The 25518-nt window shown below is 62.9% G+C and carries 21 protein-coding genes; 5 read left to right on the forward strand and 16 right to left on the reverse strand.

From position 1 onward, the window contains the following. The first annotated feature begins 42 nt into the window (after positions 1-42). A complete protein-coding gene (gene pdxR, locus MF606_RS17480; protein ID WP_240230611.1) occupies positions 43-1437 on the forward strand; it encodes a MocR-like pyridoxine biosynthesis transcription factor PdxR in 1395 nt (464 codons plus the stop codon). A gap of 2 nt (positions 1438-1439) precedes the next feature. Here the strand turns inward: pdxR and MF606_RS17485 are convergent, their stop codons facing one another. Continuing rightward, complete coding sequence (locus MF606_RS17485) at positions 1440-1847, reverse strand: SRPBCC family protein (protein WP_240230612.1); 408 nt, start codon at positions 1845-1847, stop codon at positions 1440-1442. 87 nt (positions 1848-1934) lie between these two features. Continuing rightward, positions 1935-2060, reverse strand: coding sequence for a type B 50S ribosomal protein L36 (gene ykgO, locus MF606_RS17490; protein ID WP_046139985.1), 126 nt, complete (start codon positions 2058-2060; stop codon positions 1935-1937). Between the two features lie 229 nt (positions 2061-2289). On the opposite strand from ykgO, the gene MF606_RS17495 reads away from it, so the two are divergent. Beyond that, positions 2290-2793: a response regulator gene (locus MF606_RS17495; RefSeq protein WP_240230613.1), complete on the forward strand. Its 504-nt coding sequence runs from the start codon at positions 2290-2292 to the stop codon at positions 2791-2793. Then, positions 2793-3290, forward strand: a complete 498-nt coding sequence (locus tag MF606_RS17500) for an HIT family protein (protein WP_240230614.1) — start codon at positions 2793-2795, stop codon at positions 3288-3290. Before MF606_RS17495 ends, MF606_RS17500 begins: the two co-directional genes overlap by 1 nt. A gap of 167 nt (positions 3291-3457) precedes the next feature. Here MF606_RS17500 and MF606_RS17505 read toward each other — a convergent pair whose 3' ends face one another. From MF606_RS17505 to MF606_RS17545, 9 genes are all read right to left on the reverse strand, one after another. Beyond that, complete coding sequence (locus MF606_RS17505; RefSeq protein WP_240233886.1) at positions 3458-4477, reverse strand: ABC transporter ATP-binding protein; 1020 nt, start codon at positions 4475-4477, stop codon at positions 3458-3460. Next, positions 4477-5460 (reverse strand): ABC transporter ATP-binding protein, encoded by a 984-nt coding sequence (locus MF606_RS17510; protein ID WP_240230615.1) that lies wholly within the window; start codon positions 5458-5460, stop codon positions 4477-4479. Before MF606_RS17510 ends, MF606_RS17505 begins: the two co-directional genes overlap by 1 nt. A 1-nt stretch (position 5461) precedes the next feature. Continuing rightward, entirely contained in the window at positions 5462-6382 is a 921-nt protein-coding gene (locus MF606_RS17515; RefSeq protein WP_240230616.1) for an ABC transporter permease, read from the reverse strand. Continuing rightward, the gene (locus tag MF606_RS17520) at positions 6382-7305 is read right to left on the reverse strand and encodes an ABC transporter permease (protein WP_240230617.1); all 924 of its coding nucleotides are present in this window, start codon (positions 7303-7305) and stop codon (positions 6382-6384) included. Before MF606_RS17520 ends, MF606_RS17515 begins: the two co-directional genes overlap by 1 nt. A gap of 98 nt (positions 7306-7403) precedes the next feature. Further along, on the reverse strand, positions 7404-9020 hold the full coding sequence (locus tag MF606_RS17525; protein ID WP_240230618.1) for a peptide ABC transporter substrate-binding protein: 1617 nt from the start codon (positions 9018-9020) through the stop codon (positions 7404-7406). 238 nt (positions 9021-9258) lie between these two features. Further along, positions 9259-9420 (reverse strand): hypothetical protein, encoded by a 162-nt coding sequence (locus MF606_RS17530; protein ID WP_240230619.1) that lies wholly within the window; start codon positions 9418-9420, stop codon positions 9259-9261. Beyond that, positions 9417-10700 carry an acetyl-CoA C-acetyltransferase gene (locus MF606_RS17535; protein ID WP_240230620.1) on the reverse strand — a complete coding sequence of 428 codons (1284 nt, stop codon included), beginning with the start codon at positions 10698-10700 and terminating at the stop codon, positions 9417-9419. Before MF606_RS17535 ends, MF606_RS17530 begins: the two co-directional genes overlap by 4 nt. 1 nt (position 10701) lies before the next feature. Continuing rightward, positions 10702-12660 carry a 3-hydroxyacyl-CoA dehydrogenase NAD-binding domain-containing protein gene (locus MF606_RS17540; protein ID WP_240230621.1) on the reverse strand — a complete coding sequence of 653 codons (1959 nt, stop codon included), beginning with the start codon at positions 12658-12660 and terminating at the stop codon, positions 10702-10704. Between the two features lie 177 nt (positions 12661-12837). Further along, a complete protein-coding gene (locus MF606_RS17545) occupies positions 12838-15306 on the reverse strand; it encodes an acyl-CoA dehydrogenase (protein WP_240230622.1) in 2469 nt (822 codons plus the stop codon). Between the two features lie 333 nt (positions 15307-15639). On the opposite strand from MF606_RS17545, the gene MF606_RS17550 reads away from it, so the two are divergent. Then, positions 15640-17355, forward strand: a complete 1716-nt coding sequence (locus tag MF606_RS17550) for a long-chain-fatty-acid--CoA ligase (protein ID WP_240230623.1) — start codon at positions 15640-15642, stop codon at positions 17353-17355. Beyond that, complete coding sequence (locus MF606_RS17555; protein ID WP_240230624.1) at positions 17352-17744, forward strand: MerR family DNA-binding protein; 393 nt, start codon at positions 17352-17354, stop codon at positions 17742-17744. The genes MF606_RS17550 and MF606_RS17555 overlap by 4 nt, the downstream gene beginning before the upstream one ends. A 368-nt stretch (positions 17745-18112) precedes the next feature. Here the strand turns inward: MF606_RS17555 and MF606_RS21720 are convergent, their stop codons facing one another. The 5 genes from MF606_RS21720 to MF606_RS17580 all read right to left on the reverse strand — a co-directional run bounded on the left by MF606_RS21720 (position 18113) and on the right by MF606_RS17580 (position 25322). Then, the gene (locus MF606_RS21720) at positions 18113-18409 is read right to left on the reverse strand and encodes a UvrB/UvrC motif-containing protein (RefSeq protein ID WP_420842218.1); all 297 of its coding nucleotides are present in this window, start codon (positions 18407-18409) and stop codon (positions 18113-18115) included. Between the two features lie 175 nt (positions 18410-18584). Further along, on the reverse strand, positions 18585-20180 hold the full coding sequence (locus MF606_RS17565) for a cisplatin damage response ATP-dependent DNA ligase (protein WP_240230625.1): 1596 nt from the start codon (positions 20178-20180) through the stop codon (positions 18585-18587). Further along, the gene (locus MF606_RS17570) at positions 20177-21184 is read right to left on the reverse strand and encodes a ligase-associated DNA damage response exonuclease (protein ID WP_240230626.1); all 1008 of its coding nucleotides are present in this window, start codon (positions 21182-21184) and stop codon (positions 20177-20179) included. The genes MF606_RS17565 and MF606_RS17570 overlap by 4 nt, the downstream gene beginning before the upstream one ends. A gap of 262 nt (positions 21185-21446) precedes the next feature. Then, entirely contained in the window at positions 21447-24356 is a 2910-nt protein-coding gene (locus MF606_RS17575; protein WP_240230627.1) for an insulinase family protein, read from the reverse strand. A 60-nt stretch (positions 24357-24416) separates the two neighbouring features. Continuing rightward, positions 24417-25322: an alpha/beta fold hydrolase gene (locus tag MF606_RS17580; RefSeq protein WP_240230628.1), complete on the reverse strand. Its 906-nt coding sequence runs from the start codon at positions 25320-25322 to the stop codon at positions 24417-24419. Between the last annotated feature and the right edge of the window lie 196 nt (positions 25323-25518).

A 25518-nucleotide genomic window follows, 5' to 3' on the forward strand; every position in this document is an offset into this window, starting at 1 on the left:
GAGACTGGCTATGCGCTAAATCGCCAGTTTGGAGAGAAATAGTTGACCAGTCGGCGCACCGAATTGCTTATTGGCCTAGATCGCGACGGTCCGCTGACGCTGCGCGGCCAGATCGAGCAACAGCTACGCGATGCCATTCGCCTGGGCTCCCTCAAGCCCGGCCTGGCCCTGCCATCGTCCCGCGAACTCGCCCGGCAACTCGACGTCTCACGCCCCCTGATCAGCGAAGCCTATGAACAGCTCGCGGCCGAAGGCTTCATCACCGTGCGGCAGGGGGCGGTTCCCGTGGTTGCCCCGATGGCCGCCACCGCCCCGCCGCAGGCTCAAACGGCGGCGCCCGCGGCCACCCCGACGCTGCGCTACGATTTCCGCATCGGCACGCCCGACCTGACCTCGTTTCCAAAGGCCCAATGGCTCAAGGCGACCGGCAAGGCCCTGGCCGCCATGGAGCCGGCCGATTTCGGCTATGCCGGCCGCCACGGCGTCCCGGTCCTGCGTCATGCGTTGGCCGATTATCTGGGTAGGGTGCGCGGCATCGTCACCAGCCCGGACCAGATCGTCATCACCGGCGGCTTCGAGCAGGCGCGCAGCCTCGTCGCCAAGGCCCTGCGCCGCGCCGACATCACGCGGATCGCCGTCGAAGATCCGGGATATACCAATCTGACGCCGCTTTCCGCCGTTGGATTGAACCTGGTCCGCATACCGGTTGATGACGCCGGCGTCGATGTCGCCCAGGTCGTCGAACAGCGCGTGGAGGCCGCCCTCCTCACCCCCACGCACCAATACCCCACCGGCGCGCAGCTCAGCGGCGAGCGCCGCCATCAATTGCTGGGCTGGCTACGTCAATGCGGCGGCTTTGCCGTCGAGGACGATTATGACGCCGAATTCCGCTACGACCGAAAGCCGGTCGCGGCACTGCAGGGGCTGGACCCCGATACCGTGGTCTATGCCGGCACGGCCAGCAAGACCCTGGCGCCCGGCTTGCGGCTTGGCTGGCTCGTCCTGCCGCCGCGTTTGCTGGGCTTTGTCCACGAGGAGCAGCGCCTGCAGGATTACGGCATCAGCCGCATCGAGCAGCACGCGCTGGCCGTGCTGATCACCAGCGGCGACTATGACCGGCATCTGCGCCGTATGCGGCTGATCTATCGCAAGCGACGCCAGGCGCTGATCACCGCCTTGGCCGAGTTCGCGCCACAAGCAGTGGTCGCAGGCATTTCGGCGGGGTTGCATGCCTCGATTATTCTGCCGGCGCGCTACGACGAGGCCGAGCTGGCGGCCGTGGCCGCCCGCCGGGGTCTCGCATTCACCTACATGTCCCGACACACCCTCGGCGGCGACGTTGGACCGACCACGCTTCTCGTCGGCTATTCCAAGGTCTCCGAAGCCAGCATCCATGCCGGCATCCGAACCCTGGCGGCCGTCCTCTCCACGCTCTGACGCTAGGGGCGTCTTTGTGCCTCTAGCAGGCTCTTGAGCGCCAGGAAGTCGGTGGTGATCCATTCGACGGCCGAGGTAAATTGCGCGTCGTCCATGCCATCGCGGCGAAAGAAGGTGAAGCTCACCTCGCTGCCCAGCTCGTTGGGCACGACCCGCATCGGATTGTACCATACCGCCTGACCCGGCTCGAAGATCGCATGGTCCAGCACGCCGAAGGCATTGGGCGGGGTGAAGCGGAAATACCTGAAGCCAAAGGGTGTATTGGCCTGCCAATCGCCATTGGCCAGCGGCCGGAATGTACCCGTGTCGACCGCTGCCCAATGCCCATAATTGCTGGGCTTGGATAGGTAGGCATAGACGTCGTCATAGGAACGATCGATCGAGACGCTGATGGTATGGGATCGCCGCATCGCCAGTCCTTGGCGCCGCACCGGCGGCGCAAACGCAACAAAGCCCGCTTTCGCGGGCTTTGCAATGCATACTATTGGTCGGCAAGCTTAGCCCTGGCGGGCCTTGAAGCGCTTGTCCACCTTGTTGATGATGTAAACCCGGCCGCGACGGCGGACGAGCTTGTTCGCGCGGTGGCGAGTCATCAGCGCCTTCAGCGAGTTACGGACTTTCATCGATCGATTCCTTGGTCAAACAAAAGGGGCGCCCAAGAGTTTTCTCTAAGCGCCGCCCGGAAACTTGGCGGCATACATAGGGAAATTGACCTGCCCTGTCAACGCAGCAAAGTCATTGTTTTCCCCTCTCCCGCACAGCCTTGGCCAGCAAACCGGCCACGCCTGTTAAGCTCATGGCAAGGCCCCCTCTTTATGCTGCCAGCACCTAAGTTTCGGGCATCGACATTACATGGCCTCAGAGGAAATTACCAAGTACGGCGTGCTCATCGCCGATCACACGCCCCACATGGCGAGCCTGGTCGGCCAGATGCTGCGCTCTTTGGGCCGCAAGGACATCCGCGAGGCCTTCGACGCCACCAAGGCGCTGGCAGAACTCAAGCGCCGTGCCTTCGATGTTTTGATCATCGACGCCGACCTTGACGGCCTCGATGGTGTCGCCTTCACCCGCAAGCTACGCGCACTGGTCGATAATCCCAATCGCGATATTCCGGTGATCATGATGAGCGCCGCACCCGACGCCAAGCGGATCGCCGAGGCCCGCGACGCCGGCGTGACCGAATTCCTGCGCAAGCCCTTTGCCGCCAGCCATTTGCAGTCGCGACTGACCAATATCGAGGCCAATCCCCGCGGCTTCATCGAGGCTCCCGCCTATCAAGGCCCGGACCGCCGCCGCAAGGTGGTCGATGTGGGCGGCAACGACCGGCGCGACGCCGCCAAGACCAAGGCTAGCTAGTGGCCCGCCAGCCATTCGACCTGGCTGGCCTGGTGCTGCGCAGCCAGCACGGCCCCTGCTTCATCTGCGGCCTGGTCAGCGGCGACTCGGCCTATGCCCACCACGTCATCGCCGAGGATGACGACCACATCGTCTTCCTGAGCAAATACCCGACCTTGCCGGGATACACACTGGTCTGCCCCAAGGCCCATATTGAGGACCTGGCCGAAGACCTCACGCCCGCGGCCTATCTGCACCTCCAGGCCGTGGTCCACCGTGTCGCACGCGCCCTCAAGCAGGTCTTTGCTGCCGAACGCATCTACGTGCTGTCCCTCGGCAGCCAGGATGGTAACCGCCACCTGCACTGGCACGTCGCACCCCTGCCCGCGGGCGTGCCCTATGCGCAGCAGCAATACCACGCGCTGATGGCCGAACACGGCGTACTCAAGCTGTCCGACGCGGAAATGGCGGAGATGGCCGGGCGGATCCGGCGCGCTTTCGACGACTTGGCTGTGTGAGACGGCAGCGGAGTACCCCCACCTAACCTCCCCTGATAGGGGGAGGAATTCGCCTGGTGGTTGAGGCGGAATCGTACTCACACTCGATCGGTCCCTCCCCCTATCAGGGGAGGCTAGGAGGGGGTACCCCCTCAAACAAAAAAGGCCCGCCAAAGCGGGCCCTTCATTTACACCCCCAGCACAGCCTCTTCCGGCACATCGATCTCGCGCCAGCGGTGGCAGGCCACCAGCCGGCCATTCTCGATCGTCTCCAGCGGTGGCCGCGTTTCGGCGCAGAACGGCTTGGCAAACCGGCAACGCGTCCGGAACGTGCACCCCGAAGGCGGATTGATCGGCGAGGGGATTTCGCCCTTGAGCGCGTCGATATTGCGTTGTCGCGCCAGCTTCGGATCGGGGATCGGCACCGCCGTCAGCAGCGCCCGCGTATAGGGATGGCGGGGCTCATCATAGATTTCGTCACCCGTCGCCAGCTCCACGATGCGCCCGAGATACAGCACCAGGATACGGTCCGACACGTGCCGCACCACAGAGAGATTGTGCGAGATGAAGATCAGCGTCAGCCCAAACTCGTCCTTAAGCTCGGCCAGCAGGTTGAGAATCTGCGCCTGGATCGACACGTCGAGCGCCGATACGGGCTCGTCGCAGACGATCAGCTTGGGTTCGGTGATCAGCGCCCGGGCGATGCCAATGCGCTGTGCCTGCCCTCCCGAGAACTCGTGCGGATAGCGGTTGATCATTTCGGGCAGCAGGCCCACCGATTCCATCGTTTTGAGCACGCGCGCCCGCCGCTCGGTCTTGTTGAGCTCCGGCCGCAGCGTGCGCAGCGGATCGGCGATGATCTCGCCCACCGTCATACGCGGGTTGAGCGAGGCCAGCGGGTCCTGGAAAATGATCTGCAGGTCCTGCCGCCGCTGCCGCATCTCTTCGGCCGGCAGCTTGGTCAGGTCCTGCCCCAGCCAGAGCACCTGGCCTTCGTCGGGGCTCAGCAATTGCAGGATGCAGCGGCCGAGCGTGGACTTGCCGCAGCCGCTCTCGCCCACGATGCCCAGCGTCTCACCCGTGCGGATATTGAAGTTGATATTTTCCAGCGCCGTCAGCGTCAGCCGGCTGCTGAACAGGCCGCCCGAAAGCGAAAAGGTCTTCTTGAGATCCTTGATTTCGAGCAGGTTGATCGGGGTCTGGTCCATCAAGCGACCTTTCCATAGGCCATCGGGCCTTCATAAAAGCAGGCCTTTTCGCGGCCTTCGCCGGTTTCGGTCAGCGGGGGCCGTTCGACCAGGCACCGATCGAACGCAAAGGCGCAGCGTGGATTGAACGAGCAGCCCTTGGGCAGGTGTTCGAGGCTGGGCGGCAGGCCCTGGATCGGATCGAGCCTTGCGGCGCGCTTGGCGATATGCGGCGTCGAATGCAGCAGCCCCAGCGTATAGGGATGGCGCGGATCATAGAACAGATCGTCTGTCTTGCCCTTTTCGACCGCCCGCCCGCCATACATGACCATCATGCGATCGGCGACACCGGCCACCACGCCCAGGTCGTGTGTGATCAGCACCAGCGACGTGCCGAAATCCTCGGTCAGCGTCTTGAACAGGTCCAGCATCTGCGCCTGCACCGTCACGTCGAGCGCCGTTGTCGGCTCGTCGGCGATCAGGATCTTGGGCTGGCACAAGAGCGCCATCGCGATCATCACCCGCTGCCGCATGCCGCCCGATAGCTCATGCGGATAGGCATTGGCGCGCTTGACCGGCTCGGGAATACCGACCCGTTCCAGCATTTCGATCGCGGTCTTGACCGCCTTCTGCTTGTCGAAGCCGCGATGCTTGACCAGCACCTCGCCCAGCTGCGTCTTGACCTTGAGCGTCGGGTTCAGCGACGTCATCGGGTCCTGGAAAATCATCGCGATATCCTTGCCGCGATGCTTGTCCAACTGCGTCGGCTCCATGCCGATGAGGTTGATATCCCCCATCATCGCCTTGCCGGCGGCCCGGCCATTCTTGGCCAATAGCCCCATGATGGCGAGGAAGGCCTGGCTCTTGCCCGAGCCGGATTCACCGACCACGGCAAGCGTCTCGCCCTCCGACAGGGCGAAGTTCATCTCGCGCACGGCATGCACTTCGCTCTGATGCAAGGCGAAGGTGACCGACATATCCTCTACGGACAGGACTGTTTTCATCTTAGCGATCCTTCGGGTCGAGCGCGTCGCGCAGGCCGTCGCCGATATAGGTGAGGCAGAGCAAGAGGCTCACCAGCACCACGGCGGGTCCGATCAGCATCCAGGGCAGCGTCTCCGCCACCGGCGAACCGAACGAAATCAACGTGCCGAGCGATGTCTGCGGCTCCTGCACACCAAGGCCGAGATAGGAGAGGAAGCTCTCGGTCAGGATGATCTCGGGAATGGTGAGCGTGGCGTAGATCACCACGGGACCCGTCAGGTTGGGCACGATGTGCCGCATGATGATGGTCCAGGGCTTGGCCCCGCCGGCCTTGGCCGCTTCGACGAACTCGCGTTCCTTGATCGACAGCGTCTGCCCGCGCACGATACGCGCCATGGTCAGCCATTCGAGGCACCCGATGCCCACGAACAGCAGCACTGGATTGCGCCCGAAGATCACCACCAGGATGATCACGAACAGGATGTAGGGCAGCGCATACATGATATCGACGAAGCGCATCATGACAGCGTCGACCTTGCCGCCGAAATAGCCGGCGACTGCGCCATAGACCACCCCGATACAGACCGAAACCATGGTGGCGACCAGCGCCACGATCAGGCTCATCTGCGTGCCTTGCATGATGCGGGCCAGCATGTCGCGACCGTTCTGGTCGGTACCCGCATAATGGCCGGCCTCGAAATTGGGCGGCTTGCGAATGCCGCTCCAGTCGATCTTGTCATAGGTCCACGGGACGAAATACGGCCCCACAAACGCGAACAACACGATGAAGCCGACCACGAACACCGAAACCACAGCCGCCTTGTTGCGCACCAGGCGCCGGATGGCGTCCTGCGTCAGCGAGCGCCCCTTGGGAGCGTCGAGGGTTTCGAGCTTGTGCGCATACTCGGTGAGCAGCGCGTCCTTGCCAGTAATGCCGGCCATCAGTGGTACCTCACCTTGGGGTCGAGCCAGGCATAGAGGATGTCGACCAGGAGGTTCACCGCCAGGATGATGAACATGTACAAAATGGTCGTTCCCAGCACGAGGCCGTAGTCACGGTTGAGCGCCGCACTGATGAAGTACTTGCCAATCCCCGGCAGGGCGAACACCTGTTCCACCACCAGCGAGCCGGTGAGGAGATAGGAAAGGCCCGGCCCGAGATAGGAGACCACCGGCAAGAGTGCCGGCTTGATCGCATGCCGGGCCAGGATCAGCCGGGTGCCGAGCCCCTTCGAGCGGGCAGTGCGCACATAGTTCGTGCCCAGCACTTCGATCATCGAGCCGCGCATCAGTCGCGCCGTACGCCCGGCATGGGGCAGCACCAGCACGGTGATCGGCAACACCAGATGCGGTATCGACCCTGCCCGCCAGCCGCCGGCCGGGAACCAGTCGAGATAAACGCCAAACGTTAGTTGCAGAACGCTGGCCATCAGGAAGTTCGGGACGACGAGGCCGATCATCACCAGAAAGACCAGCACGTAGTCGGGCCACTTGTTCTGGTTGACGGCGCTGAGCGCCCCGGCCACCAGACCCACGACGGTGCCGATGACAAACGCCGAAAAGCCCAGCATCAGCGTGAAGGGCAGACCGATCCGTAGCATCTCGGCCACGGTGAAGTCGTTATAGACCATCGACGGGCCGAAATCGCCCTGTAGCAGCCGCCACACATAGATGAAGTACTGCTGGATCAGCGGCAGATCGAGATTGTAGTGGGCGCGCAGGTTGGCCAGCGTCGTCGGCGGCAGCGCACGTTCACCGTCAAAGGGGCCACCGGGGGCGAGCCTGAGGATGAAGAAACAGGCTGTGACAGCGATCAGCGCAACCGGCAAAGCCGATAGCACGCGCCGCATAGCATATCCAAACATGGGTCCGGACCTTTCAAATCCATCGAGTCACCGCGTCGCGTGTCTCAAGATGGAATAGCGGCGCCGCCCCTCCCAAGGGGCGGCGCCGCGGATTGCTGTTACTCGGACTTGCTCAGCCAACGGGTGCGGTGAATGTCCGCAGCGTTGTTGACAAAACCGGTAACCGACGGGGCGACGACGTTCTGTGCGATGTAGTTGTAGATCGGGATCGCAGCCGAGGCGTCCATCGCGATCTTTTCAGCATCGCCGAGCATCTTGGCGCGCGCGGCCAGATCGAGCTCGGTCGTGGCCTGGTCCATAAGCTTGTCGAACTCTTCGTTCGAGAACCGGCCGTAGTTGTTGCCCCAGTTCATCGCGCCGTCCTGCATGATACCGGTACGGAGCAGGTCGAGCGTGTTGGACGGGTCAGAGTAGTCGAGCAGCCAGCCAGCACGACCAACATCGAAATCGCCGGCGCGCAGGCTGTCATAGTGCACGGCCGTTTCCGAGTTGAAGAGCTCGGCCTTGACGCCGATCTGTTCCCACATCGAGGCAATGGCCACCGCAACACGCTGGTGGTTGTCATTGGTGTTGTACTTGAGCTGCAGGGTCAGCGGGCTGGACGCGGTATAGCCCAGGCCTTCCATGATCGCCTTGGCTTCCGCCACGCGCTCTTCATAGGAAAGGCCGATCCAGGACGGCTCATAAAGCGCCACGCCTTCATAGTTGGCAGTGCCTTCCGGAACCCAGCCATAAAGCGGCAATTCGCCAGTGCCCAGCACGTCGGGACCAATCACGTCGCGGTTGACGGCCATGGACAGCGCCTTGCGGACATCAGGATTGTCGAACGGCGGCTTTTCCTGGTTGATCACGTAGTAGTAGATGCCCAGGAAGGCGCCGAAATAGTCCTGGCCCGGCAGGTTGGTCTTGATCCACTCGGCCTGGTCGGACGGAATGTCGGTGAGGATGTCGTATTCACCGGCGCGGTAGCGGGCCAGCGCGGCGGCCAGGTCGTCCTGCACGAAGTAGTTCACTTCGTCGATCTGGACGTTGGCGGCATCCCAGTAGGTCTCGGACTTGACCGACTTGATGTAGCTGCCCGGGGTCCACTCGGTTGGGGTGTAGGGGCCGTTCGAGACGATGTTCTCGATCTTGGTCCACTCATTGCCGACCTTGTCGACCACATGCTTCGGCACGGGATAGGCTGTGTAGTGCGTCAGCGCCTGCAGGAAGAACGGGGTCGGGCCTTCGAGGGTGATTTCGACAGTCTTGTCGTCGATCGCCTTGACGCCCAGTTCATTGAAATCGGTCACCGAACCGTCGGCAATTTCCGAGCCGTTCTTGATCGGGAACTGCAGGTAAGCATAGTCGGACGCCGTCGCCGGGTTGAACAGGCGCTGGAAGGCGAAGACGAAATCGCCGGCGGTCACAGGCGTGCCATCGGACCACTGGATGCCGTCACGCAGCTTGAACGTGTAGATCAGGCCGTCATCGGAAATGGTGTAGCTTTCGGCCTGGCCGGGAATGGCATCGGCATTGGCATCTTCGGCCATCAGCCCTTCAAGGTAGTCACCGATAATGCGGTTTTCCCAGTCACCCGACGCCTGATGCGGGTCGATGGAGCCGGGCTCCGAGCCGTTCATCATGTTGAGCGTCACGGCCGATGCCGCCGAGCTCATCAACAGCGCAATCGCGCCGGCGGACGTTACCGCCTTGAGGGTTTGAGTGAATTTCATGCTCGTCCCATCTCCTTGTAGAATCCCTGAATCATTTTTCCCGCAATCGTGTTGTTGCGGAGTTCAAAATGGTCTTGTGGCCGGACGTTTTACCCTCCGGTCAAGATTGGTGGACGGTATTACGGTATTCCGTCCACTGACAAGCAAAACATTGACCTAAGCGTCAAGCCTAGTCGAATTGTTAACACTCAATGTATTCGGATGCTTAGGCTGCGTCTGAAGATGCACAAATCGTGCATCAACCGCCGAAAAAGCCGGCCTGTCGTGCACCGTAAATTGCGACGGCTACCACGACCAGAACCACAAAAGGCACCCAGCCGGGCAATTCCGGCTTCTTGCCGGGTGGCTTGGGCTCCGGTTTCTTCTCGATGCGGCGGAATTTGACGACGTTATCGCTCATGCCGCACTTTCTACCAGAGCCGCGACGCCTTGCCCACCAGCCGTGCAAACCGAAATCAGCGCCCTCTTGCCCGGCTCGGTCGAGAGCATCTTTGCCGTGAGCCCCAGGATGCGCGCGCCCGTCGCGGCGAACGGATGGCCATAGGCCAGGCTCGACCCTTTAACATTGATCTTGGCCGGATCGACGGCGCCCATCACCGCGTCGCGTCCAAGCACGTCCTTGCAATAGGTCGGGTCATTCCACGCCTTGAGCGTACACAGCACCTGTGCCGCGAAGGCTTCATGCAGCTCGAAATAGTCGATCTGCTCGAAGCCCAGCCCGGCCCGCGCAAGCATCTCGCTGACCGCGATAGTCGGCGCCATCAACAGCCCCTCGCCGTGGGCAAAGTCGTTGCCGGCCACCCTTCCCATGGTCAAGTATGCCAGCACCGGCAACCCGCGCGCCCTGGCCCAATCCTCGCTGGCCAGCAGCACCGACGATGCGCCGTCCGTCAGCGGTGTCGAGTTACCGGCCGTCAGCGTGCCATGCCCGCTGGTCTTGTCGAACGCCGCCTTCAGCGTCGACATCTTGTCGAGGTTCGCGTCGGCACGGACATTATTGTCCCGCACCAGCCCGGCACATTGCACCAGCAGGTCGTCGTGGAACCCCTCGTCATAGGCCTTGGCCGCGTTGCGATGGCTCGCCACCGCCAGTTCGTCCTGCGCCTTGCGGGTAATACCCCATTCGCGCGCCATCAGCTCGCAATGCTGGCCCATCGAAAGCCCGGTGCGCGGTTCGTTGACCGAAGGCGCCACCGGCGTCAGCTCACCGAACGAAAATCCCTTGAACGCCCCGAATTTCTCGCCCGTCGTCCGCGCCTTGTTGAGGTCCAGCATGCGATGCTGGAACTTGTTGCCGAAGACAATCGGGCTGTCGCTCACCGTGTCCGACCCGGCCGCAATGCCGCTGTCGATCTCGCCGCTGGCAATCTTGGCCCCCAGTGTCAGCGCCGCCTGGAGGCTCGTCCCGCAGGCGATCTGCATCGTCGTCCCCGGTGTGCGCGGCGACAGCCCGGCATCGAGCGTGGCTTCGCGGGCGATGTTGAAATCCCGGGAATGCCCGATGACGGCCCCCGCCATCACCTCGTCGATCTTATCGCCCTTAAGCCCATACTTGTCTGCCAGGCCCGCAAGCGTCGTGCCCAGCATGGAGAGATTGGTCTCATCCACATAGGCCGTATTGCCGCGCGCAAACGGGATGCGCGCCGAACCAACGATCGCGACTTTCCGAAGTTCAGCCATGTTACGCTTTCCCGTCTTTTCTTGCTTGCAGCGGACCACCGAGGAATGGCGCAAAGCCCGTTCCCATGATCACCCCGATATCGGCAAGGCCCGCATTGGCCACCACACCGTCGGCCACCACCACCTCGGTCATATCGACCAGCGGCTTGACCAGCTCACGCCCCAGCCCGGCCAGATCGGCATGCGGGGGCGTCTCGCCCTTCTGCGCCTTGCCATCCACCCATTTGTAGAAGCCCTCGCCCGTCTTGCGGCCGAGCTTACCCTCGCTCACCAGCGTCGCGAACCGGCTCTCGATCGGCACCTGATGGCCCAGTTCCGTCGCCACCGACTTGCCGACATCGAGCCCGACTGTATCCATCAGTTCGATCGGCCCCATCGGCATGCCGAAGGCCACAGCCGCCGCATCGAGCAGTTCCTTGCTTTCGCCGGCCTCCACCCGCTGCACCGCGCCCAGCATGTAGGGCATCAGCACCCGGTTCACCAGGAACCCCGGCGCCGACTTCACCACCACAGGCGACTTGCCGATGGCCAGCGCAAACGCCGCACCCTTGCCGATTTCGGCATCGGTATTGAAGGTCGAGCGGATCACCTCCACCAGCGGCAATTGCGCCACCGGGTTGAAGAAGTGCAGCCCGATCAGCCGCTCCGGCGCCTTGAGCTTTTCCGCGATCCGCTCCAGCTCGATGGAGCTGGTATTGGTGGCGAGGATCGCCCCCGGCTTGAGCTTGTCTTCCAGTCCGCCAAAGATCGCCTGCTTCACCTCGAGCTTCTCGACCACCGCCTCGATGATCACATCGGCCCGCGCCACGCCCTTGCCGGTGGGATCGGCCTCCAGCCGCAGGACCGCCGCATCGACCTCGTGCTTCTTCTTAAGCCGCTTCTTGAACAGCTTCTTACCCCGATCGAGCGCCGGCTTAATGCGCTCCATATCCAGATCCTGCAGCGTCACGCTCATGCCGCGCAACGCGCACCACGCCGCAATATCGCCGCCCATCACGCCAGCGCCGATCACATGCACGCGGGCAAACTTGGCGCCCTTGGTGCCCTGCTTCTTCAGCGCTTCCGAAGCGAAGAACACCCGGCGCAGATTGGTCGCGGTGTCGCCGCCCATCAGCGGCACGAACCCATCGACCTCGCCGCGGATCATCGCCTTCCAGTCATTGCCGTGCTTCTCGAACAGGTCGATCAGCGCATAGGGCGCCGGGTAATGCTCGCGCCGCGCCTTCTTCTTGGTCTCGTCGCGCATCTTGTTGGCGACGTATTCGCGCAACATGCCCACGGCCATGATCTTCTTGGCAAAGCCCGCCTCGCTCGACTTGCGCTTCTGCAGCACCGCTTTGCGCGCTTCCCAGGCCAGCATGTCGCGATGCCGCACCAGCTTGTCGACCAGGTTCAGGCCCCGCGCCGCACCGGCCTTGAGCATCCGCCCGGTGAGCATGATCTGCATGGCATCGACCGGCCCCGCCTGCCGGATCGAGCGACCGGTGCCGCCGAAGCCGGGGAACAGGCCCAGCCCGACCTCGGGGAAACCGATGCGCGTCTTGTCGTCATTGACAGCAATCCGGTAGTGGCACGCCAGCGCCAGCTCCAGCCCGCCGCCGAGGCAGAAGCCATGGATACCGGCCACGACCGGGATCTTCAGCGCCTCGATCCGCGCAAACAGCGCATGCGTCCGCTTCAGCGCCTCCGGCAGCACCGAGAAATCGCTCATCGCATCAAACTCGCTGACATCGGCGCCCGCGATAAAGCCGCTATCCTTGCCACTGAGCAGGATTACACCGACCAATTCGTCGCTCTGCGCCAGCTCCTCAAAGCGCGTCACCAGCGCCTCGAGCTCCATGATCGCTTCGCGGCTCAGCGTATTGACCGGCCCCGGCGTATTGATCGTCAACCAGCCCAGATTCTCCACATCGCGGCGGAAGCTCCAATGCTTGGTCTCAGGCATTTGCGGCTGGATCATGCTGTCTCCTCAAGTCCTCGGCTTTTCGCCATTCCCGCCCATCCACCGAACGGCCTCCCTCCCCCTTGTGGGGAGGGAATGAGGGTGGGGGTAAGTCACGCACTCCGCTCTCGCGGATAGACCCCCCACCCTTGGTCCCTCCCCACAAGGGGAGGGAGACGACTGCCAACACAGTCCCTATTCCGCGGCAGCGCGATGCTTATGTTCCGCCACCAACTCATCCGGTGCAAAGTCGTCCACCTTCACCACGCGATCGGTGGCTTCGTCCGCCGCCCGCATGATCCCGGCCTCATTGTCATTAAGCACGCCCGCCGCCACGGCGTCGTCGATCGCATCGCGATCCAGCCGGCGCTCGATCACGCCCTTGCGCGCCGCCTTGACGAACTTGGCCTCGATCTCCTCGGCCTCGGTCACCTTGATGAACGCATCTTCCAGAACGCCGGTCACGTCATTGGGGTCCATGGACACATAAGTGCCCGTAGTCAGCCGATCGCGGAACGCGCCCGGCCGCAGCACCGCCCGCACGAACCGGTAATTCACCCGGTCGGTCGCCGGCTTGCCATGCCGCCCCAGCGGGAAGCACAGGAAGCGCATGGCATTGGCCATCAGCCCATTGGGGAAATTGGCGAACACCTCGCCAAAGGTCTTTTCCATCGCCGCGATCCGGTCCGCCATGATGGCATCGACCAGCGGCTTATCCTCGGCAATGCGACCCTCGTCCTCGAATCGGCGCAACGTCGCCGACATCAGGTAAAGCTCGCCCAGGATATCAGCCATGCGACCGCTCAGCTTCTGCTTGCGCTTGAGTTGCCCGCCCAGGAACACCGTGGTCCAGTCCGCCGTCAGCGCAAAGGCCTGCGAATAGCGATGGAGCTTGCGATACCAGCCGGCCATCGGCCCCTGGTTCGGCGTCGAGGCAAAGGCGCCATTGGAAACGCCATGCAGGAAACTGGCCGTGATATTGCGCAGCATGAACCGCGTATGCCCGCCGAACGCCAGATCGAACTGGTCGATGCCGGCCTTCCTGTCCTTGTTCTGCGCCGCCTCGATTTCCTTGTAGAGGAACGGATGCGCCCGCAGCACGCCCTGCGCAAAGGTCATCAGCGTACGCGTCAATATGTTGGCGCCCTCCACCGTGATCGCCACCGGTGTCGCCATATAGCCGCCAAACAGGTAATTTCCCGGTCCATCCTGGATGGCGCGGCCGCCATGGATATCGAAGCTGTCATCGACGCTCTCGCGCATCGCCTCGGTGGTCCGATATTTGAGCAGCGCCGAAATCACCGCCGGACGCTGCCCCTCATCCACCATCGACGCGGTCAGCCGCCGGCTCGCTTCATAGGTATAGGCACGCTTGACCATCTCGCCGAGCGGCTCGGCCACGCCTTCCATGATGCCAACGGGAATGCCGAACTGCCGCCGTACCCGCGCATAGGCCGAGGTCACCCGCAGCGCCTGCTTGATCGAGGTCGTGCCGATCGCCGGCAGCGAAATCGCCCGCCCCGTCGACAGGCACTCCATCAGCATGCGCCAGCCCTGCCCGGCATACTCGGTACCGCCGATCAAAAATTCCATCGGAATGAACACGTCCTTGCCGCGCACTGGCCCATTCATGAAGGCCTGCCGCGCCGGGAAATGGCGGCGACCGATTTCGACCCCCGGATGGTCATGCGGCACCAGCGCCAGCGTGATGCCGATATTGTCGCCGCGACCCAGATGATTGTCCGGGTCCTTGAGAATGAAGGCCAGCCCCACCAGCGTGGCGATTGGCGCCAGGGTAATGTAGCGCTTGTCGAAGCTAAGCTTGACGCCCAGCACCTCCTTGCCCTGGTAAGTCCCCTTGGTGACCACGCCGATATCACGCATGCCACCCGCATCCGACCCCGAATGCACACCGGTCAGCGCAAAACACGGCACGTCCAGCCCCTTGGCCAGCCGCCCCAGATATTTCTCTTTCTGCTCATGCGTGCCGTACTTTTCCAGCAGTTCGCCCGGCCCGAGCGAATTGGGCACCATGACGGTGATCCCCGCCGCTACTGAGCGGCTGGCGATCTTGGAAACGATCATCGACTGCGCCTGCGCCTTGAAGCCGAGGCCGCCATGCTCCTTGGCAATCAGCATGCCGAGGAAACCCTTGTCCTTGAGGAACTGCCAGACTTCCGGCGATAGATCGGCGCGATTATTGCGCGTGTCCCAATCGTCGATCATGGCGCAGACCTCATTGGTCGGACCATCGAGGAAAGCCTGCTCTTCGGCAGTCAGGGTCAGCGGCCGAATGGCATTGAGCCTGCTCCAGTCCGGCCGGCCGGAAAAGAGTTCCGCGTCCCAGCCCACCGTGCCGGCATCCAGCGCTTCCTGCTCGGTGCGGCTGACGCGCGGCAGGATGGATCTGACAGCGCCGTAGACCGGGGTGATCAGCACCGGCTTGCGAATAGCCTCGACACTCAGCAGCAGCAGGACGGCGCCGATCACCAGCAGCAACCAGCTGCCAAACCCGAGCCCATAGGCGACACCACTTTCCGGAAAGCCGACGCCAGATAGCAGCCCGATCACCAGGACCGCCACGCCCCATTGCCAAAGCGGACTCTCCCGCAGCGCAAGAACGGCGAAGACGACGAGGCTGATGGCGATAAGCGCAAAGGTCACGACATGCCCTCCATGGCGTTGCCGCACCAGCCGGGGCGGGGCAACGCAAATCCCTGAACGTCAGACCGAAGTGCCGAATCGTTCGGCTTGGTCATTGGGCCTGCCGCGCCGGGATCATAGCGCGCATGGCCCTTGCTGTTGAGGCGTAGTTTAGCGTGCTTTACGTAAACGTCAATCTACTGCCCAATACGTTCTGTCCGTCCTGCCCTGCGCGTCAACGCACGGCACCTCCAAAAGTTCGGACAGTTGTTTGACGCTAACGTAAAGCCATGAAATATTCGTCATATTAGGGCAGCAAGCCCTACGCCGAAAATCGGCACCCGGAGGAAAGCCATGGACACGACGATCGATACCGCCGCCCCGCTCCGCCCCTGGATATCAAGCTACCCCGACGGCATTGCCTGGGATGTCGAACTCGATATCCGCCCCGTCCATGAGCAGGTCCTGGCCGCCTGCGCCAAGAACCCCTCCGGCACCGCCCTCGATTTCCTCGGCGGCACCACCAGCTTTGGCGAACTTGCCAAAAAGATCATCGCCTTCGCCGGGGCCCTGCAACGCCAGTTCGGCATCAAGAAGGGCAGCCGCGTCGCCCTGATGCTGCCCAATACGCCCTTCTATCCCATTGCCTACTACGCCGTGCTGCGCGCCGGTGGCATCGTGGTCAATTGCAACCCGCTCTACACCGTCCACGAACTGAGCCACATCACCAGGAGCGCCGGTGCCGACCTGATGATCACGCTGGATCTGCAGCAGATCTTCGAGAAAGCCGAGAAGCTGGTCCAGGCGGGCGAGGTCAAGTCGCTGGTCGTCTGCCACTTCCCCGACGCTCTGCCATGGCCCAAGAAGATCCTCTTTTCGGTCGCCAAACGCAAAGACCTGGCCAGGCTGAGCGCCTCGCCCGTCGCCGACAAGATCGCCCATTTCCACGACATGATCGCCCGCAACGAGACACCTGAAGCGGTGGTGATCGACTCCAAAACCGACATTGCCGTCCAGCAATATACTGGCGGCACCACCGGCCTGCCCAAGGGCGCCCTGCTGACCCATGCCAATATCGCGGCCAATATGAGCCAGATCGATAAATGGGGCTGTGGTCTCTTCTACCCGCCCAGCAAGGTCATCGCTGTCCTGCCCTTCTTCCACATCTTCGCGATGACGGTGTGCATGAACGTACCGCTGTGCAACGGCACCCAGGTGGTCATGCTGCCGCGCTTTGAGCTCAAGGCGCTACTCAACGTCTTCGCCCGCACCCGCGCCAATGTCCTGCCCGCGGTGCCCACCCTGCTCAACGCCATTGCCCGCGCCGATCATGTGACCGCGGAGCAATTGGCGAGCCTGGAAGTCGCCATCTCCGGCGGCGCCGCCCTGCCCGACGAAGTCCGTGCGGCGTTCGGCAAGAAATCCAAAGCCATCCTCGCCGAGGGCTACGGTCTCACCGAGGCCTCGCCCGTGGTTTGCTGTGCCGCCCTACGCGTCCCCAGTAAACCCATGTCCATCGGCCTGCCCCTGCCCGCCACCGATATCCGCTTCGTCAATATCGACACCAATCAGCCGGTCGGCATCGGCGAAGATGGCGAATTGCAGGTCAAGGGCGCGCAGGTCATGGCCGGCTATTACGAAAATCCCGAAGCCACCAACGAGGCCTTCATGGATGGCTGGCTGCGCACAGGCGACGTCGGCCACATGGATGAGGACGGTTACGTCTTTCTCGTCGATCGCATCAAGGATCTCATCATCTGCTCCGGCTTCAATGTCTATCCACGCACCATCGAGGAAGCGCTGATGACCCACGAGGCCGTCGAGGAAACCAATGTCATCGGCGTCCCCGACGATTATCGCGGCGAAGCCCCGGTTGCCTTCGTCAAGCTCAAGCCCGGCAAGACCGTCACCGAGGCGGAGCTCAAGCACTTCGTCGCCGAGCGTCTCAACAAGATTGAAATGCCCAAGGAAATCATCTTCAAGGATGCGCTCCCCAAGACGCTGATCGGCAAGCTCAGCAAGAAGGAGCTGCGCACCGAATACGCGCAAACCAGGGCGGCCAGGAAGTGAACCGCCCCGAGCCCGAAAATCGCGACCTGTTCGCCATTGCCGATCTCGCCAAGGAGTTCGGCATCTCGACCCGTGCTATCCGCTTCTACGAAGCCAAGGGCCTGCTCGCCCCCGAGCGCGTCGGCGCCACCCGCATCTTCCGCCGAAGGGATCGCGCTCGCCTGATCCTCATCCTGCGCGGCAAACGCCTCGGCTTCTCGCTGCGCGATATCTCGGACTATCTGAGCCTCTACGACGCCAATCGCGGCCAGCAGGTTCACCTGCTGGTCGGCATGGTCGACGAACGCCTGGCCTCCCTCGAACGCCAGCGCGCCGACCTCGAAACCACCATCGCTGAGCTCCGCGAGATCAAGAAACTCGCCGATGAACGGCTGGAAAAGGCGGGATGAAGTCATGAACACTGCATTGACGCGATGGAGAATCCGGCGGCGCCAGCGCCCCATGGCCGATCAACTGGCGCTATCGCGTTCGTTACGCCGCGAGGCCCGATATCTGCTGAGCGATTCTCTGAACGCCCGGCGGTTACGCGAGGCGGTCGCTGAGCTGAATTCCGGCGCTTCCCATATCCATGGGCGATCCTGACGATGTCGGTAACCTGGACCCACTGAGCTCTCGGTAGTCCCCGTTCTCCCGCTGTGGGAGAAGCTCTCTGCCGACCGCCCAGCGCCGTCACCCTCGGCCTGACCCGAAGGCCCTGCACTTACCGGCCCCGCAACGCAAATCACCCGCGCCCTGGTGACGATCGCAGCGCGTCCCGCTACTCCCGCCGCCCCTTCACATGCCTGGTCATCGCATCCGGCTTTTTCGGCTTGACCCACCCCTTGGGCGGCTGTCGCACCGGCACCTGCGTCCCCAGCCCCATCGCCCCCGGCGGCGGCTGACCCACCGTCACGCTCAACCCGCCATCATCACTCTCGACCACCGGAGCCTCGCCCTTGAGCCGCGCAATTTCATTGCGCAGCCTCGCCGCCAGCTCAAAATCCATCGCCTCAGCCGCATCAGCCATCTGCTTGTTCAACGCCACCAGGCGCAAATGATTGGATCGCGATGACATCTCAAATCCCTCCACAACCACCGCGCTCACCCTCCCCCTTGCGGGGAGGGTAGCGACGCTAGGCCCTCTCGGGCCTTAGCAGAGCTAGGGTGGGGGTGCGAGAGCCCCGATATCGGGGCCAATCATCCCCCACCCTTGATCCCTCCCCGCAAGGGGGAGGGAGACGACTGCCAATTCAGGTACTACCCACAAACACCATCATATCCTCCAGCGTCCCCGCCTCGCTCGCCGGCTTATCCCAGCGTATCCGGCTGATCCGCGGAAACCGCAACGCCACCCCCGACTTGTGCCGTGTCGACTCCTGCGCCGAGTCGAACGCCACCTCGAACACCAGTTCCTTGCGCACCTCGCGCACCGGCCCGAACGCCTGCACCGTATTGGCGCGGATCCACTTGTCGAGCAGCTTCAGCTCCTCGTCGGTAAACCCGAAATACGCTTTGCCGATCGGCACGATCTCGTTCCCCTTCCACACGCCGAACGTATAGTCCGAATAGAACGAGCTGCGCTTGCCATGCCCGCGCTGCGCATACATCAGCACCGCATCCACCACATTGGGATCGCGCTTCCACTTGAACCAAAACCCCTTGGGCCGCCCCGGCACATAGGGCGAACTGCGCAGCTTGATCATCACCCCCTCATGACCATGCTCATCCGCCCCCTGCCGCCGCTGTTTGGCGAGGTCGTCCCAATCGGCGAAGGGCAGCACCTCGGACAAATCCAGCCGCGTCTGCGGATTGGCCGCAAACCATGTCTCCAGCCGCCTGCGCCGCTCGGTCCAGCCAAGCGTGCGCACATCCTCTCGCCCATCGAACAGCATGTCATAGACGCGAATGAACGCCGGGCTCTCCTTAAGATGCTTGGCCGAGGCCACTTTCTTGTTCAGCCGCTGCTGCAAGTCATTGAATGAGCCAGGCTCAAAATCCCGGCCTACCAGCAACTCCCCATCGAGCACCGCGACCCCGTGCACATTCTCGACAATGTCAGGAAACGCGGTCGCAATATCGTCGCCAGTCCGCGAAAATAGCGACACCGTGCCCCCGCCGAGCACGAGCTGCACCCTGATACCGTCCCACTTCCATTCGGCCGAGAAATCCTTGGGATCGAACCGCCCCAGGTCCTTCTCCTCGTCGATGGGATTGCTCAGCATAAGCGGATGAAACCGCGCCGACTGGTCGATATCCGGCCGCTCCGCCTTGCCATCCAGCCACGCGAACAGATCGAGATAAGGCACCTTGAGCCCGTGCCAGACCTCCTCGATCTCCTGCACATCCACGCCACTCATCTCGCTCAGCGCCGTCTTCGCCAGCCGTGCAGACACCCCGATCCGCAACGCCCCGGTCGCCAGCTTCACCAGCGCCCAGCGCTCGTTGATCCCGGCCCGCGTCAGCAAGGCCGCGATCAGCTTGGGCAGTTCGGCTTTGCTGGTCGTATTGAACAGCTCGATAAGCTCCGTCAGCCCGGGCAGGTCCTCCTGCCCAGGCAAATCGCCCTCCGCCCCGTGATGCGGCCAGATCAGCGCAATCGTCTCACCCAGATCCCCGACATAGTCGTAGCTCATGGCGAACAGCGTCTCGTCCACCTCGGCCAGCACCGTCTCCTTCAGCAAAGCCGGCTTCACATTGCGAAACGTCAGCGCCCCGGTCAGCACCGCCAGCGCATAGCCGCGATCGGGGTCAGGCACCTCGCGGAAATACTGCGTCAGCGCCATGAGCTTCCGCGTCCGCGACGGCGTGAGGGCCAGCAGTTCGAGCAATTGGGCGAAGCGCTTCATTCTTCCGCGCCCTCCCCGCCATCGTCCTCGAAACCCTGGATATTGAGCGGCTCGGCCTGCAGGCCCTGCTGGCGGCACCAATAGACCAGCGCATCCTCCCGCCCATGCGTCACCCACACGGTCTCGGCCCTGGTTTCGCTTATGGTCTGCTGCAATTCGCCCCAGTCGCAATGGTCGGAGATCACCAGCGGCAATTCCACCAGAGCCTGCCTTGCCCGCTGCTTGACGCTCATCCATCCCGATGCCTGGCACGTCACTGGATCGGGAAACCGCCGGCTCCACCGGTCGCGGATCGCCGCCGGCGGCGCGATCACGATCTGCCCCGCCATATCGGCCTTGGCCATGCCCGTCGCCGGGATCAGCGTCCCCAGCGGCACGCCGCGCTCCTCATAAAGTTCGCACAGCCGGATCATCGCGCCATGCAGATAAATCGGCTGGTCCCACCCCGCATCGCGCAACAGCCCGACCACCCGCTGCGCCTTGCCCAGCGCATAGCACCCCACCATGTGGCAGCGCTCCGGCTGGTCGGCCACCGATTTCAGCAGCCGTGCAATCTCCAGCCTCGGATGCGGATGCTGAAACACCGGCAACCCAAATGTCGCCTCGGTCACCAGCAGATCGCATTCCACCAATTCATAGGCCTGCGCGGTCCGATCGGCGAGCCGCTTGTAATCGCCGGTCACCACCACCCGCTGCCCACCCTGCTCGACGAGCACCTGCGCCGAACCCAGCACATGCCCAGCCGGCACCAGCGTGATCGTCACGTCATCGATCCGGAGGGGCACGCCAAAATCCAGCGGCTCGAACCGCCCGGCACAATCCTCGCCATAGCGCGTCTTCATGATCGCGATCGTATCGGGCGTCGCCAGCACCGCCCCATGACCAGACCGCGCATGGTCCGCATGCCCATGCGTGATAATCGCCCGTTCTCGTGGCACCGAGGGGTCGATATAAGCGTCGATGGCGCGAATATGCAGGTTACGGTCGAGGATCTGGCTGGCCATGGCACTCCCTAACGCCGGTTCACCGCCGCTGGTTCACCGCCAACAAGATCAGCACGAATAGTCAGCCTGTGTCAGCAGGGTGCAGCCAATCGAGCGCCGCACCCGCAGTAGACACCCTCGCCCCTTGTGGGAGGGGGATAGAAAATCTGCGTTCAGCAGATTTGCGAGGGTGAGGGGTACTGCGCTCGCCCATGCCAGACGCGGCGAGAGCCCCCTTCATCCGCCCTTCGGCACCTTCGCCCACGAGGGGAGAAGGGAAGGCTCACATCACCTTGCTAACCGCCAACAACCCCGGCCGCTTGTCATTGGCCGCGATAATCGCCGCCTCGCCGCCCAGCACCACCACGTGCCCATGCTTCGCCACCGCGTCCACCGCCTCCGCCATGCGCCGGAAGTCCGCCACATTAGTCCCCAAAATCTCATCCCGCCGCCGCTGCCGGATCGCGTCCGTCGTGCCCGTCAGCTCCCGCCACATCGACGAATAGCCCTTGGCATCGGGGAATTCATAGCCATCCACATCCCCGATCACCCCGATGATCGAGCGCGTCAGATCGTTCTCGCCAATACCGGCATTGAGCGCCTTGCTGGCCCCATCATAGGCATCGATGGTCTTGAGCAGATTGGGATCGCGATAGCTGAGGAACGAAAAATTGCCTGAGGTCAGGTCGAACCGGCTAGATCCGCCATAGGCCCCGCCCTGCACGCGCACCTTGTCCCAGAGATAGGTGGTGTTGAGGAATTTGAGCACCACTGATGACGCCCCGGTCAACTCGAACCCCAACGCCCTGAGGTTAGCGCCCTTGCCCACATAATTGACCTGCGCCGGAATGATCAGCCCTTCCGACTTCGGCGCATAATCGATGGCCCAGTCGGCAAAAGCAAAATCGCCATTGGGCAGCCGCCCGAGGAAGCTCTCGATCTCGCCCTTGGCCCGGCCCCACAGCGCGCCATCGGCGGTAACATTGACCACCATGCGGCCGCGATTGAATAGCGTATCGCGAATGCGCACTAGCGCCGCCTCGACGCCGGCCCAGTCACTATCGACCCGCTGCACCAGTTCGCGCAAGAAGTTGAGATAGCTGACGCCGCCCAATTGCTCGCCAATCCAGCTCGCCTCGGTCAGCCCCGATTTGAGCCGCGTATCGACAATGGCATTGCCCGACGGCACCAGCCGGGCCTCGAACCCCGCCTTTTCCTCCAGCGCCATCTGCTTGAAGCGTTCCCGGTTGTCCAGCCGCGCATCGAGCAGCACGTCGCCCATAATGGCGAGCATGGCTTCGAAATTATCCGGCACCGCCTTGCCCGACAGGAAGAACCAGGCCGCGCTGCCATCGCTGCCCTGCCGCGCCGACAGGGCCCGGTGCTGCGCAACACCACCCGTGGTGCGCCCGATACGCTGGGTCAGCGACACGAAATCTTCCTTGCTGGTGCCCGTCTGCAGCAGCGCCCGCCCGAACAGCGGCAGGTAGGGCAGCAACTCCTTGTCGAGCACATGCAGGTCGAAGCCGAAATCGAGATACAAAATCCCCAGCGTCGGCAGGTCATGATAGAACAGCCGCGCCTCGGCCAGGCTGCCGATCTCGATCGGCACCGTCTTGCCCTCACGCGGCAGGTCGGCCAGACCCAGCGTCGGAATCTTGGCCAGCAGCGCCGGATCGTCGACCTCCTCCTGCAACGCCTTGAGCCTCTCGGTCGCTGCAACCGTGGCCTCCAGCGCCGCCTGATCCAGCCCCTTGCGCACATCGGCAAGGATTTCGGCTTCCCTGGCCGCCTCGCGCGCCCCCTGCTCCGGGTCGGCACTCAGCGTCACCGTGGTGCGATGCGTGTTGTCGAGGAACAGCCGGCGGATTTCGGCTTCGAAATGCCCCTTGCCCGCCTTTTCCTTGATCGCCGTCAGCGCATCCTCAAAGGCCAGCGGCGCAATCGGATCGCCGCCATGCAGCCAGGTGCCCAGTGCGTTGAACATATAGATCATGCCGCGCGGATAGCCGCCGGTATTGTTCTCGCGCAGCGAAAACTCGAACGTGTTGGCCGCTGCCGCCAATTGCTCGGCCGAAAACCCCTTGTCGGCAATGTCGGCAAGCGTCTTGAGGATCAGCGCCTCGACCTTGCCCGCATCGGCAGCGTCGATCCCCTTCATGCCGAACGTCGCCATGGGCTGGCGCAACCCGCCCTCGATACCGCCGCCGGTCATGCTCTCGCCCAGCCCCGATTCCGTCAGCGCCTTGCGCAAGGGCGCCGCCGCATTACCCGCCAGGAGATAGCCCAGCATGCCCCGGCTCAGTGCCTCCGTCCGATCCGCGGCCGGATCGACCATCCAGTTGACGCTGACCATGCCGTCCCGCGCCTTGCCCGCATCCTTGTTGCCGGCATAGGTCGCCACGATCTGCCGCGGCGCATTGAACCGCGGCTGCAGCTTCACCTCGGCATCAACAGGCGCGCGCTCGAACTGCGAAAAATACGCATCCAGAATCGCCAGCCGCTCGCCGGCATCATCATCGCCGGAGAAGAACGCCCGCGTATTGGACGGATGGTAGAAGGTCTGGTGAAACCTCTTGAACTGCTGATAGGTCAGTTCCGGAATGACCTTGGGATCGCCACCCGAGCTCTTGCCATAGGTGACATCGGGGTAAAGCGAGCGCTGGACAATGTCGCGCATCACAGAGTCCGGCGACGAGAACACCCCCTTCATCTCGTTGAACACCACGCCCTTATAGACCAGCGGCGCGTTCACATCCTCAAGCTCGTAGTGCCAGCCTTCCTGGCGGAACGTGTCCTCGCTGATCAGCGGAAAAAACACCGCGTCGAGATACACATCGACCAGGTTGTAGAAATCCTTGAGGTTCTGGCTGGCCACCGGATAGGCGGTTTTGTCCGGAAAGGTCATGGCATTGAGGAAGGTGTTCAGCGATCCCTTGATCAGCTCCACGAACGGCTTCTTGACCGGATATTTGCGGCTCCCGCACAGCACCGAATGCTCGAGAATATGGGCAATGCCCGTCGAATCCTCCGGCGGCGTCTTGAAGGTGATGCCGAACACCTTGTTCTCGTCGTCATTGCTGAGGCTCAGCACCTCGGCGCCGGTCTTCTTGTGCCGGAACAATTGCGCCTGCGAATTGGTCTCCGCGATACGCTCGTCACGGATGAGTTCGAAGGCTTCGTGATAGGACATGGAAATACTCGGCAGGGTTCTTGTTGTTGAGGACAACGTAGGGATGCGCAGCAAGATGCGCTAGGGGCGTCGCACGAGCGTGCGCGCCAGAAAGTCGTCGATCAGCTCCGTGACCTCGCCAAGATTGGTTTCCAGCAACCAATGCCCGCCATCGAGCAGATGCAGTTCCGCTTCCGGCAGATCACGCAGATAGGCCCGCGCCGACGCCGCCGGCATATAGCCATCCTGCGGTCCCCACACGATCAGCGTCGGCGGCTGGTGCTTACGCAGATAGGCCTGGTAGCGCGGGAACCAGTCGAGGTTCTGCTCCAGTCCCTTGATGATATCGATAATGATGGCCTTGCGCCGCGACGTCATCAGCGACCAGTGAAACTGCCAGAGATCGGGCGCTATCGTCTCGGCCAGCTCCGGCCGCAGGTCGTTGAGAAATTCCTCCCTGAACCCCTCCTCGCTCACCGCATCCTCTATCGCCTTGGCCTTGTCGGCACTCTTGTCGGCAAAATACGCCTTGAGCCCCGCATATTTCGGCCCCAGCACATCCTCGTAGATATCGCCATTCTGGATGATCAGCGCCGTGATCATCTCCGGCCGTGCGATCGCCAGCCGCAGCCCGATCTGCGAGCCGAAGTCATGCAGGTAAAGCGCGAACTTCGCGACGCCCAGCGCCGCCACGAACCGTTCGAGAAAGCGCGCATAGCCGTCGAAGCTGTAGTCGAAATCCTCCGGCGTCGCGCTCAGCCCTTGCCCCGGAAAGTCCGGCGCCAGCAGCCGATATCCATCGGCCAGAACAGGCATCAGCCCACGAAACTCCACCGACGAACTGGGATAACCATGCGGCAACAGCAGCACCGGCGCGCCAACCGATCCCGCCTCGCGATAGAACGTATCGACCCCGTCAATGTCGATCCGCCGGTGCTTCACCAGGTGATCAAGATTACTGCGCTGCGCCTGTTGCTGCCCGGCCATGTCACGCCTCCTTTGTCGTGACTAACGACCAAGGCCAGACATAGTTCGGATAATCGATAACCCACCGGACGCTACTGGCCGTTTTACCACCAGCCGTCACCCTCGGGCTTGGCCCGAGGGCTCTTCAATTCCTGCGCGGCAGCCAGCTGCCAAATCCCACCCACCCACAGTCGCTTCCCTCGGACTTGATCCGGGG

Origin of the sequence: Devosia lacusdianchii, assembly GCF_022429625.1 — a bacterium.
GTDB classification, from domain to species: domain Bacteria; phylum Pseudomonadota; class Alphaproteobacteria; order Rhizobiales; family Devosiaceae; genus Devosia; species Devosia lacusdianchii.